The sequence below is a fragment of the Thermofilum sp. genome, from assembly GCF_038871435.1.
GTDB lineage: Archaea > Thermoproteota > Thermoprotei > Thermofilales > Thermofilaceae > Thermofilum > Thermofilum adornatum.
The window spans coordinates 1-15,529 of sequence record NZ_JAVZIC010000010.1 but is presented as its reverse complement, the minus strand read 5'-3'; the positions used below and the strand labels follow the sequence as shown (position 1 = coordinate 15,529).

General features: G+C 46.2%; 15 protein-coding genes and 1 pseudogene. 7 read left to right on the top strand and 9 right to left on the bottom strand.

What is annotated here, in order from left to right; genetic code table 11:
* Positions 1–3: 3 nt before the first annotated feature.
* The gene (locus tag QXT17_RS09105) at positions 4–783 is read right to left on the bottom strand and encodes a metallophosphoesterase (protein ID WP_342782973.1); all 780 of its coding nucleotides are present in this window, start codon (positions 781–783) and stop codon (positions 4–6) included.
* Between the two features lie 94 nt (positions 784–877).
* Here QXT17_RS09105 and QXT17_RS09100 point away from each other — a divergent pair.
* Positions 878–2,164: pseudogene (locus tag QXT17_RS09100) on the top strand (hydroxymethylglutaryl-CoA reductase, degradative); the annotation flags it as partial.
* 4 nt (positions 2,165–2,168) lie between these two features.
* Here the strand turns inward: QXT17_RS09100 and QXT17_RS09095 are convergent.
* Positions 2,169–2,531, bottom strand: a complete 363-nt coding sequence (locus QXT17_RS09095) for a hypothetical protein (RefSeq protein WP_020962887.1) — start codon at positions 2,529–2,531, stop codon at positions 2,169–2,171.
* 65 nt (positions 2,532–2,596) lie between these two features.
* Here QXT17_RS09095 and QXT17_RS09090 point away from each other — a divergent pair, with 65 nt between their 5' ends.
* Positions 2,597–3,187 (top strand): type II CAAX prenyl endopeptidase Rce1 family protein, encoded by a 591-nt coding sequence (locus QXT17_RS09090; protein ID WP_342782972.1) that lies wholly within the window; start codon positions 2,597–2,599, stop codon positions 3,185–3,187.
* An 84-nt stretch (positions 3,188–3,271) separates the two neighbouring features.
* Positions 3,272–3,802, top strand: a complete 531-nt coding sequence (locus QXT17_RS09085) for a hypothetical protein (protein ID WP_342782971.1) — start codon at positions 3,272–3,274, stop codon at positions 3,800–3,802.
* On the opposite strand, the gene QXT17_RS09080 is transcribed toward QXT17_RS09085, so the two are convergent.
* Together QXT17_RS09080 and QXT17_RS09075 are read right to left on the bottom strand one after the other, a co-directional pair.
* On the bottom strand, positions 3,795–6,455 hold the full coding sequence (locus tag QXT17_RS09080) for an ATP-dependent helicase (protein WP_342782970.1): 2,661 nt from the start codon (positions 6,453–6,455) through the stop codon (positions 3,795–3,797). The genes QXT17_RS09085 and QXT17_RS09080 overlap by 8 nt on opposite strands.
* Before the next feature lie 35 nt (positions 6,456–6,490).
* A complete protein-coding gene (locus QXT17_RS09075; protein ID WP_052886490.1) occupies positions 6,491–6,688 on the bottom strand; it encodes a hypothetical protein in 198 nt (65 codons plus the stop codon).
* Positions 6,689–6,726: 38 nt separating this feature from the next.
* Between QXT17_RS09075 and QXT17_RS09070 the strand changes: the two genes are divergently transcribed.
* A complete protein-coding gene (locus QXT17_RS09070) occupies positions 6,727–8,355 on the top strand; it encodes a M28 family peptidase (RefSeq protein WP_342782969.1) in 1,629 nt (542 codons plus the stop codon).
* An 83-nt stretch (positions 8,356–8,438) separates the two neighbouring features.
* Entirely contained in the window at positions 8,439–10,088 is a 1,650-nt protein-coding gene (locus tag QXT17_RS09065; protein ID WP_342782968.1) for a hypothetical protein, read from the top strand.
* Positions 10,089–10,103: 15 nt separating this feature from the next.
* Here the strand turns inward: QXT17_RS09065 and QXT17_RS09060 are convergent, their stop codons facing one another.
* The 5 genes from QXT17_RS09060 to QXT17_RS09040 are packed head-to-tail and all read right to left on the bottom strand — an operon-like array spanning position 10,104 to position 14,378.
* The gene (locus tag QXT17_RS09060) at positions 10,104–11,060 is read right to left on the bottom strand and encodes a DHHA1 domain-containing protein (protein ID WP_052886493.1); all 957 of its coding nucleotides are present in this window, start codon (positions 11,058–11,060) and stop codon (positions 10,104–10,106) included.
* Positions 11,061–11,119: 59 nt separating this feature from the next.
* On the bottom strand, positions 11,120–12,250 hold the full coding sequence (locus QXT17_RS09055; RefSeq protein WP_342782967.1) for an FAD-binding oxidoreductase: 1,131 nt from the start codon (positions 12,248–12,250) through the stop codon (positions 11,120–11,122).
* Complete coding sequence (locus tag QXT17_RS09050; protein ID WP_052886495.1) at positions 12,243–12,494, bottom strand: (2Fe-2S)-binding protein; 252 nt, start codon at positions 12,492–12,494, stop codon at positions 12,243–12,245. The genes QXT17_RS09055 and QXT17_RS09050 overlap by 8 nt, the downstream gene beginning before the upstream one ends.
* Before the next feature lie 14 nt (positions 12,495–12,508).
* On the bottom strand, positions 12,509–12,985 hold the full coding sequence (locus QXT17_RS09045; RefSeq protein ID WP_052886496.1) for a 4Fe-4S binding protein: 477 nt from the start codon (positions 12,983–12,985) through the stop codon (positions 12,509–12,511).
* Positions 12,978–14,378, bottom strand: a complete 1,401-nt coding sequence (locus tag QXT17_RS09040) for an FAD-dependent oxidoreductase (protein ID WP_052886497.1) — start codon at positions 14,376–14,378, stop codon at positions 12,978–12,980. The genes QXT17_RS09045 and QXT17_RS09040 overlap by 8 nt, the downstream gene beginning before the upstream one ends.
* Before the next feature lie 141 nt (positions 14,379–14,519).
* Between QXT17_RS09040 and QXT17_RS09035 the strand changes: the two genes are divergently transcribed.
* Both QXT17_RS09035 and QXT17_RS09030 read left to right on the top strand, forming a co-directional pair.
* On the top strand, positions 14,520–15,008 hold the full coding sequence (locus QXT17_RS09035) for a hypothetical protein (RefSeq protein ID WP_342782966.1): 489 nt from the start codon (positions 14,520–14,522) through the stop codon (positions 15,006–15,008).
* Positions 14,993–15,508, top strand: coding sequence for a hypothetical protein (locus QXT17_RS09030; RefSeq protein ID WP_020962900.1), 516 nt, complete (start codon positions 14,993–14,995; stop codon positions 15,506–15,508). Before QXT17_RS09035 ends, QXT17_RS09030 begins: the two co-directional genes overlap by 16 nt.
* Positions 15,509–15,529 lie beyond the last annotated feature (21 nt).

The window sequence follows — 15,529 nt, the reverse complement described above, 5'->3', positions numbered from 1 at the left end:
TCTCTAGGTTTCAGCCTCTAGGAGCCTCAGGTATTTTATCTCCCCGAAGTCAAATATCCCTGCTTCTATGTCTATCCCATACGCCTTGAACATGTTTATGTCGGCCTCTCTCAGCAGAGGCGAGAGTAAGTCCCTCTCAATGTTCACCTCTGTCCCAGGCATGAGTGGACTAAAGGCTGGCAAAACGTAAACCTTTTTCCCAAGAAATTCTCCCTCCAAAAGGGCCTTAAGCTTGATTTTTACACCTAGCCTGTCTCTCAGCGCGAGTGCTGGATGCTCGTGGCCCATGAATATGTATTTCACGTCTTCCCGGAATGCCTCGACTGGCAGTGGCTTGTGTCCATGGAAAAACAAATATTCACCCTCAATGAGGCAGGGGTCGTGGAAAGGTATCTCGAGCTTCTTAAGTATAGGTATCAGGTAGTTGTCATGATTTCCCCTTACAACCTCTACCTTTAGGCCTAGCTCGTTTTTTAGATATTCTAGGAGCATAGTGGTTTCCCGCCACTCTTGCCTTGTAACATCTCCAAACTCGTGTTTAACGTCTCCCAGGATAATGAGCCTTGACGCATGGCTCTCTCTAATCATCTCTGCTATATAGTTCTTCATCTCGCTTGTCTGTATCGGCGGGATAAATATTCCCTGCTCTGCGAGCGCCTCCTCGTAGCCAATATGCATATCAGATATTATAAGGGTGTCTGCTTCCTCAAGGTATAAACCGTACCCTATAATCTCAAAGCCTCGACGGATCCTAAGCCTTGGAACCTCCATTACATCACTCACTTCTACTCTTTAGTCAAATGTCCAGAGTTATAAAAATTACATTCCCGTAGAGCTTCTGCTAGAAAAGCTTATTTAACATGCAAACAAAAAAGCACCTATGAGTCAACAAAAAACATCCCGAATACCCGAGTTCTACAAGAAGACGCTTGAAGAAAGACTAAACATTGTTGCCGAATATGCCGGCCTCACACAGGAAGAAGTAGCCCTGCTCAAAAACTTTGGAAACCTAGACCCAAAAATCGCAGACTCAATGATTGAAAACGTCATCGGAGCCATGAGCTATCCATTCGCAGTCGCAGTCAACTTCCTCATAAACGGAAAAGACTACCTCGTGCCAATGGTCATCGAAGAGGCAAGCGTAGTTGCAGCCGCAAGCAACGCGGCAAGGGTTATGAGGAGAGACGGAGGCATAAAGTCGATAGCCACTCAGCCCGTAATGATTGGGCAGATACAGGTATTAGGCGTGAAAGACCCATGGCACAAGAGGATGATCATACTCGAGCACAAGGACGAGATTATCCAGAAGGCAAACGAGGTAGACCCGGTTCTCGTCAAGTTCGGCGGGGGAGCCAAGGACGTCGAGGCACGCGTAGTAGAAGGCCCAAGGGGACCAATGATAATTGTCCACCTACTTGTAGATGTTAGAGACGCGATGGGGGCAAACGCCGTGAACACAATGGCCGAAAAAGTCGCGCCAATGATTGAGCGCCTTACTGGCGGAAGGGTTCTCCTCAGGATAATATCTAACCTGGCCGACCGCAGACTCGTAAGGTCCTGGGTAAAAGTATACAAGGAAGACATTGGAGGCGAAGAAGTAGTAGACGCCATAGTAGATGCATGGGCCTTCGCGGCGGCGGATCCATACAGGGCAGCTACCCACAACAAGGGAATAATGAATGGCGTTATAGCAGTAGCTCTAGCCACGGCCCAGGATCACAGAGCGATAGAGGCAGGCGCACACGCATATGCCGCTAGGACTGGGAGATATGTACCACTCTCCACTTGGGAAAAAGACCAGGACGGAAACCTTGTAGGCACCCTGGAGATGCCCATGGCGGTAGGGATAATTGGCGGAGCCACCAAGGTTCATCCAATAGCCAAAGTAGCACTAAAAATTCTCGGCGTCAAAACCGCTACAGAGCTAGCCGAAGTAATGGGAGCAGTCGGATTAGCACAAAACTTCGCGGCACTCAGGGCTTTAGCTACCGAGGGTATCCAGAAGGGACATATGAGGCTCCACGCGAGAAACCTCGCAATTATGGCAGGAGCCACTGGCGACCTGATAGACAAAGTAGTAGAGATAATGGTTAGCGAAAACAAGATCAGCTTCGCATATGCACAAGAGCTAGTAAACAAGCTTTCAAAGGAAGGAAAAGCCTAAAAGACTAGAATCCCTGCTTAGCAATGCTCGAATAATAGTTATTTATTACTGGGTCTCCTAGGAGAAGTCTCCTAGCTTCCTCTGAGACTAGCCTAATGAGGAAGTCTTTTTCGCCTGAAGCCTTGTCGCTGGCTCTTACTTTTTCCTCAAGAGAAACAACTCCAAGAGAAGAAAGTTTCTTCAAAGCCTTTAGAACAGCTTTTTCATCGAACACATAACCAGTTTCGCCAAGCCTGACCCTGCTTATGGCGTCTCCAAGCTCACTTAGCCATAGGCTACCCCCGAAAACAGTTAAAGCCCTTAGAACGTCAAGGATAAGAGTAGACTCCGCATCGTTTCTTTTGAGTATTTTTTCTAGTTCCTCCATTTTTGTCAAGGTATAAGGAGTATACAAGCTTATAAGTCCAGCGCATAGTTAAGTCTAGGTCTTTAATGAGAAGACTCTCCTTAAACACATGGATCCTTGTATATTTTGCCTACTTTATATTAGTAAATATTTTCCCCGAAGCAGGATACACTGCACTCCTTATCAGCGAGATACTTCTAGGCCGAAACACGTCTCTACTAAATGGTAAAAACGTCAGCCTGGGTCATCTCACCTTTTTTGCCATGTTACCCCTCCTTCTACAGCCATACCCCTACATAAATAGCATAAGAGCACCAATACTCAACTCGATAATTTTCAGCATGATATCTGCACTAGCAGAGGAGTATTTTTTCAGGGGGGTAATACTTCCAATAGCTGGGAATCCTATCCAAGCATATCTCTTCGCACTTACGCACCTAAATATAACCAATCCTGTCTACTTGGTAAACACATCGCTCCTCGTCCCCCATTACTTCCTCATAGGGCTTATTCTCGGGAAGACCGCAGAGAACCATGGTCTGTTCTACTCAATAATATTTCACGTGGGCTACAATATAGTCTCACAGCTTTTTTATCTTAATTTCACGTTACAGGCTGTTCTCTATTTATTGATAGCTGAAGCGGTTCTTTGCATTTTCATGTTTGTAAAAAGATAATTTTATAACTATTTTTTCCTTTTTTTATAGTTGAAAATGTTCAAGAAAGATTTTTGTTAAAGAAGAGTATAAAGACTGCCCGCTATGAGAAGAACCGTCAAAATCTCTCTCACAGCTCTGTTCGGGTCGCTTGCAATAGTGTTTTCAATACTAAGGCTTGAGGCTCCATTCCCATTGTTGCCATGGCTAAAATTCGACCTAGCAGAGATACCATCAATGCTTGCCTACTTTACGTGTGGTCTCGGATACGGTATATTAGCGGAAGCAATTCATTATCTCGGTCTCGTCGCTCGAGGATCAAACTTTCTGAATGCCTTCATGAAGTTTCTCGCCGTGACCAGCATGATGGTCGGCTACTCTCTCTTTACCAGAACCATCCATAAAGCTGTATCCGGAATAGTTCTAAGGGTTGTAGCGATGTCTATAATGAACTACGTGTACTTTTACTTCCTTTATCCGAACTTTCTCAGCTACGCCTTGAAAGTTGCAGGTTCAATCGAGCTTCTCTATGGCTATACTGCAGTCTTCAACACAATACATGGAGCTTTAACTATTGGCGTATCATTGCTACTTGTAAGAGAAATTGAAAAACGTGTCAAGTTGCCTCCTAAGTAGTAGAGGCTTTGAGAGACATTTTTCTTATTTTCTTCATCAATTCTTCGTGGAATCTCGCTATAAGGGCCCTCTTGTCTTCCATAAGGACAATATCACTGAGACCCTCCAATACTATGTTGTACGCGAAGGGGGTCGGCGTATCTAGGAGTCCAACATCGACTATCTCTATCTCGCCTTTATGAATTTTCTCGAGAACTTCCCTTGCATGCTGAATATCCATGTAGTCTTCAAGGATCTCTCTGTAAGTCTCTTTTAGAATTGGGAAGTCTTCCCACTTCTTGATCACGCGTAGCAAGGTGCTAGCGTTAAGCTGTTGTTTTTCTACACTTATCTCGTGGCCCTTATAGTTTCTCAGTATCATGAGTCCACGTGTAGCAACGTGCCTGAATCTTCTCTTCATTAGCTCTGTGTTAAAAATTGACTTTTTCAGGTAGTCTTCAAGCTCCTCTGGCCTAATGTCCATCAGCGAGATATCAATGTTTATGCCCGGCGGATAAATCAAAGCGAAGCCATTGTCATGTATCGCGAGACCTATATTTGAGTTCGCCTTCCGCGACGCTAGGTAGGCTAGGGCGTGAGACAAGGCATCGTTAGTCCTTCTCCCATATAATGTATGGAACACGTGATGGATCCTACCGGCTTCGTCTCTATATTTTTCTGTTAAAATGACCCTGTGGCTCGGGAATTTTTTCGACCCAAGAGACTTTAAGACTAAATACTCTTCCTCAAAGTATGAAACAATGGCCTCGGCGCCTGCACTATTGACTTTGCACTCCCTAGTCAGGTATCTCTTTATTTCTTCCCTAGGCTTTCCACTTGAAATCCACTGGAACATTTTCTCCCTAAATTCTCCGATACGTATAGCCAAATCATAGCTAAGAGGCAACATCTCGCTAAACCATGCAGGAATAGTTGGCTTCTGGTCAAACGCAGGCTTCACATAAGCAGTCATGCCGTCGCTCTTCACGAATTCGTAAACTTTTCCTCCCAATACAAACCTGTCTCCTGGCACGAGTCTTTCTAGGAACTCTTCCTCAATGTTGCCAACATACTTCCTGTCAAGCGTTAGGACTTTTACGCTTACCTCGTCCGGTATTGTACCAATATTCAGTGTATAAATTACTCTCGCATATTTGCCCCTTCTCCCGAAGACCCTCTCAGGAGGGTCATACCATATCTTTCCATAGACCTTGTATTCCTCTAGTTCTCCATAGCTACCCGAAAGAAACTTTAAAGTGTTCTCGAAATCCTCCCAGGAGAGGTCATGGAAGGAATAACTCCTTCTCACTATTTTGAAAGCGTCTTCAGCATTCATCTTTCTCTCGATGGCCATGCCCACTATGTGCTGTGCTAGAACATCTAGGGGGTTCCTTGGAATATGGACTTTGTCTAAGTGATGCCTATAAGCTTCCCTAATCATTACCGCTACCTCAACTAAGTCGTCCCTGTCCACACATACCATTATACCCTTGCTTGTCTCGTGTAGCCTGTGACCGCTCCTGCCTACCCGTTGGAGGCATCTCGTGACCGATTTTGGGGAGCCTACCTGAACAACCACGTCTATGTATCCAATGTCTATGCCGAGCTCCAAACTAGTACTGCTGACAATTGCCTTGAGTTCTCCCTTTTTCAGCTTCTCTTCTACGTCCATTCTTACTCCACGGCTTAGGGAGCTGTGATGTGCAGCAATCGAATCCTCGGGGATGTCTCCTTTTTTCTTTGCGAGCATCTTGAGGTGGAAAACTACTCTTTCGCTACCGCTTCGTGTGTTTGTAAAGATGAGCGTTGTCCTGTGTTTCTTTACAATGTCGTATAAGGTCTCATACATCTTGCTCGTCACCTCCTGTGCAGGAGTATAGATAAGGTCGCTTACAGGGGAGACGACATGTATGCTCTTTCGCTTTGAGTACCTAGCGTCAACAATGAGGCATGGTCTTGGGGAACCGTCTTCGTTGTATCCAACAAGGAACTTTGCAATCTCGTCCAGGGGATTAATCGTTGCAGAGAGTCCTATCCTAATAAAATCTCTGCCCGTGAGTTCCCTTAATCTCTCGAGAGAGAGTGACAGATGGGCTCCACGTTTGCTCTCAGCAAGGCTGTGTATCTCGTCTACAATCACCCATTTTACAGTTCTAAGCTTCTCGCGGAACTTTGGCGCAACAAGAATGATTGCAAGTGTCTCGGGCGTCGTTATGAGTATATGCGGTGTCTTTCTAAGCATGTTTTGTCTCTGGGAAGTAGGGGTATCACCCGTCCTGACGACATGTCTTATCTCTGGTATCTCCTTGCCTCTCTTCTGTGCTATTTCTCTGATTTCCCTGAGAGGCTCTTCTAGGTTACGATAAATATCATTGTTGAGTGCTCTAAGCGGAGACACGTATAGCACGTAGACTGTGTTGTCGAGTTCTCCCTTCTCAGCCATGTTGAAGAGCTCGCTGAGAGCGATAAGAAATGCCGTCAGCGTTTTGCCTGTTCCTGTGGGGCTAGATACGAGGACATTTTCGCCGTTGTGAATAGGTATAAGTGCATAACGTTGCGGTGGAGTAAGGTCTCTAAACTTTGATGCAAACCACTCGGCTACAAGCGGATTTAGGATTTTGAGTACTTCCTCCTTGGTGTATTCCCTTTCAGCTACCCTTATAGACTCCTCCATAAACAATACTGGTTAGCCAGCTATATCCACGTAAATTAACTTTTTTCAAGGCCTCTTTTCCTCTCTTCTAAAAGTACACTTAGGGACTCCGCCGCCTCCTCTAGATGGTACAGGACATCTTCCAGGAGCTCCGCGAGGACTTGGTCTGCATCAGCAACGTCTCTAAGCAAATCGATGGCAAAATCTACACTGCTTAGGGCGCGCTCCATCTTTTCGTTTAGTTCCTTACTCATAGAAACATTTAACACGTAACAAGTTTTTATTGGTAACCATGAAAATTCGAGAAATTGCTGAAAAGCTTTTTCTAGAGCTGGGACAACAAGACATTGTAGCTGGAAGCAGAGAAGAGAGAGAATCGCTCGAAAAAATAAGGGGAATATTTGAGGAGCTACAGCTCCCGGTAGAGACTTACAGTTTTCAATGTTCGAGTTGGCGAGAAAAGCATGTTTCGCTACATCTTCATGACCATGAACTAAAATCTGTAGCGATGCCTAACTCTCCGACTGGAAGTGTTGAAGCAAAGGCCGTATACGTTGGCGAGCGGATTCTTAGAGAAGAATTCCGGGGACTTGATCTTTCTGGAAAGATAGCAGTAGTCAAGATGTATAGAAAAATAGATGAAATCTCGTGGCAATACCTGAGAGCAGTTGAGAGAGGTGCAGAAGCAGTTATATTTGTTGATCCCTACCCAGACAGAAGAAGGAGAATAGTCATAGTTCCAAGCGTTGACTATACGTTCTCTGTTGGGAGCCCTCCACCAGTCCCGGTAGCATCTGTTTCCCTGGAGGATGGTCTAAAGCTAGTCCAAGCTGCAAACAGGGGCGAAAAAATCAGCCTAGAAATAGAGACAGATGCAGACAATTCTGCAACGACGGGGGTAGTAGCGGCTGGAAACCTTGAGGGCCCTATCTTTACGGCACATATAGACAAGTGGCTCAGCGGCTTTACAGACAATGTTCTCGGCCTAGGCATTGTAGTGGCACTTGCAGAAAAATATAGGGAAAATGCAGGATTCATAGTATTCGGGTCTGAGGAATTCGGGGCACCAGGCTACTCGCCGTGGTACTGGATATGGGGTTCACGGTCTTTCGTTTCTAGACTCGACGAAAGAGATAGGCTAAGCGAGCTAGGTCTAATAATAAATTTTGACACGTTAGGTGGACAAGACATTTCCCTGTCAGCTTCTGGAGTAGATCTTCTCTCGGGTCTCAGAAAAATATTGGGCGACTCATACCGCTACACGCCAGACCAAGTAATCTTTGACAGTTTTAGTTTCACTATGCATGGCCATCCTGCCCTAACAATCCATACCTTCGAGGACACTCTCCCTATATATCACACTGATAAGGATGTCCCAGGCAACGTGGACTGGCAAAAAATAGAAGAGGCTGTTCAACTTGCCGAAATAATAGCTACCCACTACATGAAAAACAAATGGAAGATGCTTGACTACACCGTCCTCATAGACAAAGTCAAAGAAAAAGCCATGAAACTAAAAGACATAAAAGAAGCATCAGAACTCATAGATTTCCTAAAAAAGATAAAAATAGAAAACGAGAAACAGGCACACTATATAAGAAGGGAACTAACAAGGCCCATCTATGCTGGGACGTATGGAGAAGTATTCGAAGATCCAGTTGTGTCTTATCCTTACCTCCTTGACGCTATAGAAGACCTACTGGCCCTAACACAATCTCAAATGGATAATACTAAAGGTGAATCCAAGCTAAAAGCCCTAGTCAAAACAGTTCCAGGCTGGGAAACAAAGATCTATGATTTAAGAATTCTAGTCAATAAGAATGCAGGAGAAGAATTAAGATATCTTGCAAGACAACTAGCAACGGCATACCTTTCTGAAACTAGAAAGATCTTCGAAAAGGTTGCGAGTGTTGCTCTTTAAAAGAGCGATGTTCTTTATCAAGTTGTTTTATTAAATATTCCCCGCTAGATTTATATAATTAAAGAATTAACATTATAAAACATATGACCAACAGTAAAGTCTTTCTGTTAGCCTTCATAGCCCTTCTAGCCTTCACAGCATCCCTGGTCTACGCTGCCCCCTCATTGAGGCAGTGGACAGGCACAGCTCCAAGCATGCCCCTAAAAGTAGTTATAAGCAACGGTGAGCTCATAGTTACCGACCTGTCAAACGACCAGTACAAATACTACAGCCCTCAATACAACTGGCCAATACCTAGCGACCTCGACATTCTAGAAGCAAGGGTTTACAGCGATGGACAAAACATCTATGTCAGATACAAGTTCCAAACACTAAAGAGTAAGTATTCGCCATACGTGATGCTGGTTATGGATTTCATGCCCGACAACGATATGGACGGCTTTGACAACTGGCTCCCAGACTGGTCAGACACAAAGTTGCCCTGGAAATGGGACGCTATTATCGGTGTCAACCTGGGGAAGAAGGATAGCCAGCCATTTGTTTTCTACAGGAGTTGGAACCCCCAGTTTGTTGGCAGTCTAGCTGTTGACCAGGACAACGCTGTAATTGAGGCCATGGTTCCACTTTCAGCTCTTCCTGACTTCCCAAGAAATGGCAAAATCAGGATGGTCATAGTTGTGTTCGCAAATGACTATGGCGGCATATGGGATCCAGGCAAGAAAAAGAACTATGACCCAGAGATAGGCATCGTCATCAACGAGGAAACATTCTACGCATGCAATGTGTATGATATTGCTGGGCAGGCTCCCACCAACATGGAGGTCTATGGAAACTGGAAGGATGGCGTTCAAGAAGTAGCAGTATACTACACAGTATCAACTTCAAATGGCATTTTCACCTCTGTGGCGGACTATGGGAGAAAAGTTTCATACGAAAGATCCCTCGCCAAAATGAAGCTAATTTATCCGCCTCTACCGGGCCAGCTTAGAAACTGGGCAGGAACACCCCCACTTACATCTCCTGGTAGCACAGTTGTTTCAAACGAGGCAATAATAACAGACCCATCCAACGACCAGTACAAGTATTACAGACCAGACTGGAACTGGCCTATCACCAGCGACCTTGATGTCCTCGAGACAAGACTCTACAGTGATGGACAATACCTCTACATACGTGTAAAGCTTTCTACACTGAAAAACAAGTATTCACCCTACATAATGATACCAATAGACTACACCCCAGACAACCCCTCTGATGGCGTCAGCGAGTGGCTACCAGACTGGTCTGACACGAATCTTCCTTGGAAATGGAACGTGGTGATAGGCATAAATTTTGGTAAAAGCGAAACCCAGCCCTTCGTAATCGACTCTTCATGGAATCCCAAGTTCACAGGTCAACTGGCCGTCAACCAGACACAAGGCGTAATCGAGGCCAAGATACCTCTAAGTAGCCTGCCAGGATTCCCTACAAATGGCAAAATAAAATATACTGTCATCATTTTCGCCAACAGCTTTGGAGGCGTATGGGATCCGGGCCAGAACAACGCTGTAGATCCCTCCACAGGTAAAACAATTTCCGAAGACGACTATGCAAGCGATGTTTACGACATAGCCGGTCAGGCCCCAACATCTGCTGAAGTCTACGGTGGATGGGGCAATGGAAGCCAGACAGTAAAAACAGCCTTCACAGCCCAGTTGACAAATGGCCTCTTTGTAGGAATCACGTCAGCTTAAATTATTTCTTTTAATTTAAAGAATTATTTTTTCTTTCTTTATATCTTCTTCACTTACAACATAGATTGCGTCATCACCAATAACATAGTGTGTCCTTGCAACGCTTAACACTTTCTTTAAGGCCTTCTCGAGACTCGTCGCCTTGAAGAGAGCCCCAGCGGCATACTTGTGTCCGCCGCCGCCAAGACTACTAGCGATGACAGAGGCGTCATAGCTGGAGGACGGTTGCGCCCCCGCATAAAGCCTAAATTTGAACAGCCCCCTCGGGACAATTACAAGTGTAAATTCTGCCCCCCTGCGTTCTAGGAGGATCGTCAAGTATCTATAGGCAATGCCTAGATCTTTCTTGAAAGCTACAATTGTAACTTTTTCGACAGGTATTTTTTCAGCAATTTTCTCCGTTCTTTTCCTCATCTCCTCATGCCGAGAAATCCACTCTCTTACCTCCTCGCGCTTCAAGGCTTCAAGTCCCTCTCGAGCTAGAAGTTCTACGAGACGTAGCTTTCCACGGTATCCCGCCCCCTTTACCGCCGCGTCCAGTAACAAGGCTTCCTGAGACCTTATATTAGCTGTGTCGGTCTCGACAGCCAAGTTTACAAGGGTAACGGCGAGCGGATTATTATCCAGCGAGAGTGCCTTCATGGCAAGAAATGCTGAGGCTGGCGCTGATGGGTCATAGAATTCCTCATCCGCACATGGGGAATTTGTTACGTGGTGGTCAGCCCTAAGTCTAGCTTTTCCTGGACAGGGCAGATCGGCAACAAAGTCCCAGTAAACGCGCCGCAGTATGGGGCTTCTTAATACGTCTTGTGGATGTGCTAGAACTATCTCTGCATCTGGTTTTGAAATCTTGAAGAGGGTTGCACTGACTATACCGTCCACGTCTCCTGCGTCTGACAATGCCAGCGGCTTCTTTTTTATCTGTGCCGTCAATATTTGTAGAGTCCTATAGATGGATACATATGACATCATTAATGCATCACGCCCCTCAAAAATTCTCATAGAAATAAAAGGTTATCTTGGTAGCCAATTTATCCTATGACAGCAAGTTCCTTTACTGTCTTTCCCTCCTCAAACCTAGACAAGACAAGGTTGCCAGCCTCCTGGCTCCTCGGTCTACCCGAAGTTATCCAGCTCGCCATCTCCTCTGCTACTACGGGGGCCATCATAAATCCGTGGCCACTAAAACCTGTAGCAATGTAGAGGTTTTCGAAAGGCGTAACTGGACCGATTATTGGATGATGATCAGGAGTCATCTCGTAATACCCGGGCCAGTACCTGAGGATGTTCACGTTTGGGAGCCACGGAAGCCACTTGCTCCAAACCGAGACAACCTTCTCGAGGAAGGCTAGCTTAACGCTCAGCTCGCCGAACGGCTTCTCTTCTACGTCCACACCCATCAATACATTACCGTGGAAAGTTTGCACCGCGTATGCCCCAGAAGCCACGTCTATTATCAACGGGTCAAAAAGCCTGCCAAAGTCTTCGGTTAACGCTGCATGGTGTGGCACCGGCGTGAGGGGTATCTTTATTTCTTTTCTCTCGAGCAGATATACAGAGTAGGCCCCCGCAGTGACGGCAACGTTTCTAGCAGGTATCTTTTCACCATCTATCAGCACGCCCTTGGCAGCCCCGTTTTCTATATCTATGCGTGTAACCTCTTTTCCAATCAAAAACTCTACTCCAAGACTCTTTGCGGCTAAGAACTGTTTATACAACGAGTCGAAGGGGCTGGCTTTGCCCGCCAAGGGGTCAAAGAGAGCCCCAACCATCTTGGAAGTATCCACGTAAGGAGCAACTTCTTTGACGAAGTCCTCGCCTACGAGCCTTGTATCTAGGCCGAACATATGGTGGATACGCATATACCCCTTAATCTTCTCTAAGTCTTCTTCCCTGTAGGTAAGCCACAGGTAACCGCTCCTTGAGTACTTCACGCCAAGCTTTTCCTTGAGCTTTCCCCACAGCTCGATGCTCCTCTTCATCAAAACTATGTGCTCTCTACTAGTAAAGCTGGCCCTGATGCCGCCGGCACAGCGGAAAGTCGAGCCGCTGCCGAGATAGTTCCTTTCAACAAGTAGGATCTTGCCAAAGCCCTGCTCTGCCAACTTAAAAGCCAGGCTAACACCTATAATGCCGCCTCCAACGATAATCAAGTCATACATCCTTCTCCACCCTTAAGAAAAGCCTCGCAGGGACAGGTTCAAGAGGTGGACGAATAGCAACATAGCTCAGCTTTTCTACTGGAACTCCAAGCTTGCGGGAAAGAATACCAAGAACTATTGGCACACAATATCTTCCCTGGCATGGCCCCATCCCAATCCGCAAGTAGCGCTTTAAACTCTCTACATCGCGAAAGCCCATGTCTATTGCTCTCTCCACGTCCTCGACAGTTACCCGCTCGCACATACACACATAACTATTCAACTTCTTCTCGCTCGTACCGACCTCACCTCCATAACCAACTCTTCAGGAACCTCAACAGTCACAACCTGAGTCTTATTTACCTCGAAAACTCTCAAAACCACACCTGTACCAAGGACTCTGCCATCCCTGCCCAGCAACTCTACAACATCCCCCTTCTTCAACTTGGGTAGAAACTCATAGGGTACAGTAACCTTAGCGGGGCCGCTGAGATCCACCAGGAACATTGCTTGGCCAGGGCATGTCCCAACACATATCCCGCACCCAGTACACTTTTCCCAGTCTATCTTGGGTCTCCCCCTCAAGCCGTCAACCATTATAGCCTTAACGGGGCACACAGCCTCACACACATTACATGGTATCTCCTCTACGCATTCCGTTACAGCCACAGCCCCCCTTTTCAGTCTCTCAATGGGTGGAACTAGTCCAAGCGAGAACAATGTCTCCTTTTCAATAATTCCGCTACGCCTATACATTTAGACTCACCTTTTTCTGCCCCTCTAGAATTTTGACCGAAAACTGGGTCCCCCTAACTTCTTCCAGGAGCCTGAGAGTCTCCTCACGCTCTTCAACCAGCTCTTTCTGTGGACCAAGGATACTTATTGCAGCCGAGAGCCCAGCTATCCTGCCAGTGAGAAGCGCCGTAGTGGCCTCCTCCACGCCAGAAGCATCTCCAGCCACATATACTCCAGGTACACTGGTCTCCATATACTTGTTCCTGTAAGGAACATAGCCCCCGAGCTCACTCGACCAGACCATTTTTGCCCCCATTTCTGCCAGCAAGCGGGCCTCCGGCGTCAGTCCAACAGCAAGCAACAGCAAATCAGCATCAAACACTTTCTCTGAACCCTCTATGGGCTGATAGTCTCTTCCAACCCTAGCCACGACAACCCTTTCAACATGGCTAGACCCCTCAGCTCTAAGTACTGTATGCTCCGTCAATATAGGAACCCCCAGCCTGCGAACCTTAGCCGCATGCACAAACCAGCCGCCAATCTCGGGTCTAACCTCAACTATGGCCGCCACATCGACCCCCGCCTGTAGCAATTGATAAGAAACAATCAACCCCACATTGCCCGCACCCACAACTACTGCCCTCTCGCCAGGCTTAACCCCATACTCATTCATCAACGTCTGGGCTGCACCTGCACCCATTACGCCTGGAAGAGTATTTCCCGGAAACGGGAGGAAACGCTCCACAGCACCAGTGCCCACAACTACAGCCCTGGGTTTAACCCTTAAAAGCCGGCCATTGCTGTTTACAGCCAGGACCCCCTCGCTAAACCACCCAAAGACAGAAGACCGCGTGTAAATCTTGACGCCCAGCTCCTCGGCCTCCTTAACTAGCTTCTCAGCTATCTGAAAACCCCTCAGCCCACCAAAAAGCTCGCCAGAGCCAAAAAACTTGTGCGTCTGCTTGACTAGTTGCCCACCAGGCCTAAAATGCCTCTCAAAAACCACCACTTTGAGTCCTCTCTTGGCAGCTGAAATAGCTGCAGAGAGCCCAGAAGGCCCAGAACCAACTATAACAACGTCAGCTAGGATTTCTTCGCTTTCAGATGGCACTTCCTCTCCCGTGCTCGGCAAAGAAGCGACATCGCTCTCGACAATGATACCATCCATAGCCGGCTCAATACAAGCCCTAACCTTGCTCTTGCCGTTAACCCGTACCATACACCCAGAACAATACCCAATCATACAGAAGGGGCCCTGAGGCTCAGGAGTATTCCTGAAACTCCTCACACCACTGGCCCAAAGTGCGGCTGCTATGCTTTCGCCCTCAAAGCCCTCGATAGGTTTCCCATTGAAATAGAACCTTAACTCTCTTCCTCGCTTAAACGTTAGGATAGGGTGTTCCGAAATCCTCACATTTAAACCTTATTCAAAACGAAAATAAATAATTTTTTATAATAAAGGGAAATACTGATACAGCTGTAAACTCAAGGGAAAATCTTTACAACGACTCATGCGAAAAACTTTTATTGCTTCTTTTTGTCAACACAGCTTAGAATGTATGTCGAAATAGATGTTGACAAAATTAAAAAAGACTTTCAAAAAAACCTTTCCCGTGCGCTAAGCATAGGCTACCCCCTAAAATACGCAATAGCTAAGGCCTTATCATGGACACTAATGAAGTATCCATGGGTTCACGAAATATATTACTCAGAAATAAGCCTAGGCGAGTTTGTCGAGGGAGAAGACATAGATGGAAGAGACGTGGATGTCCTTATCAAGACCAGCATACCTTCGACGAACATCTCGAGATCAATCGAACAACAACTAGAAGATACACTGAACACGGTCCTACAAGAAATAGGGCTATGCCCCAGTAACGGGCACAACATTGTAGAGCTACACATAGACGACATATATGCTAGATGCGCCTCCGAAGCCACTCTAAACGGCAGGACACCCCACAACGCAATACTGCTCTACAAAAGCGGGACAGCCACATTTAAAAACCTAGAAAAAGAAACACCGATGTGGACGAAGCCCTAGAAAGAATACTTGAACAACTCGAAAAAGATTTGCCAGGAATCGTTCTCGAAGAGGCTTCTAAAGTGGAAAATCCAAGGATAAGCGGCATCTATGTTTATGCAAAAAACTACGACTACTTAAAATATCACCTCGCAAAGAAGCTGGCCCAGGCACTCATACAAATCCCGTGCATCAGGGAGGTCTACTACGCAGACATAGCCTCAGGAGAATACATCACGGGACAGACATATTTCGGCAGAGACATAGACCTAATAATAATCGCAGACCAGCAGGACTGTCCCCAGCTCAAGGAATACCTCACAATTCTAGAACAAAAAATAAACCAAATAGTTGCAAGAACAGCTACAAAACTTCCAGAACTAGGCTGGCTAAAGACACTTGCAGAAACAAACGGAATAGTAGAATTCCACCTAGACGACGTCTACACAAAGATGCTACAGGACAAGAAAACCCAACACAGAATCTCCGACCTAAACGTTATACAGCTTGCAAACAAATAGCCCTAAAAAAGAGAAGCACCC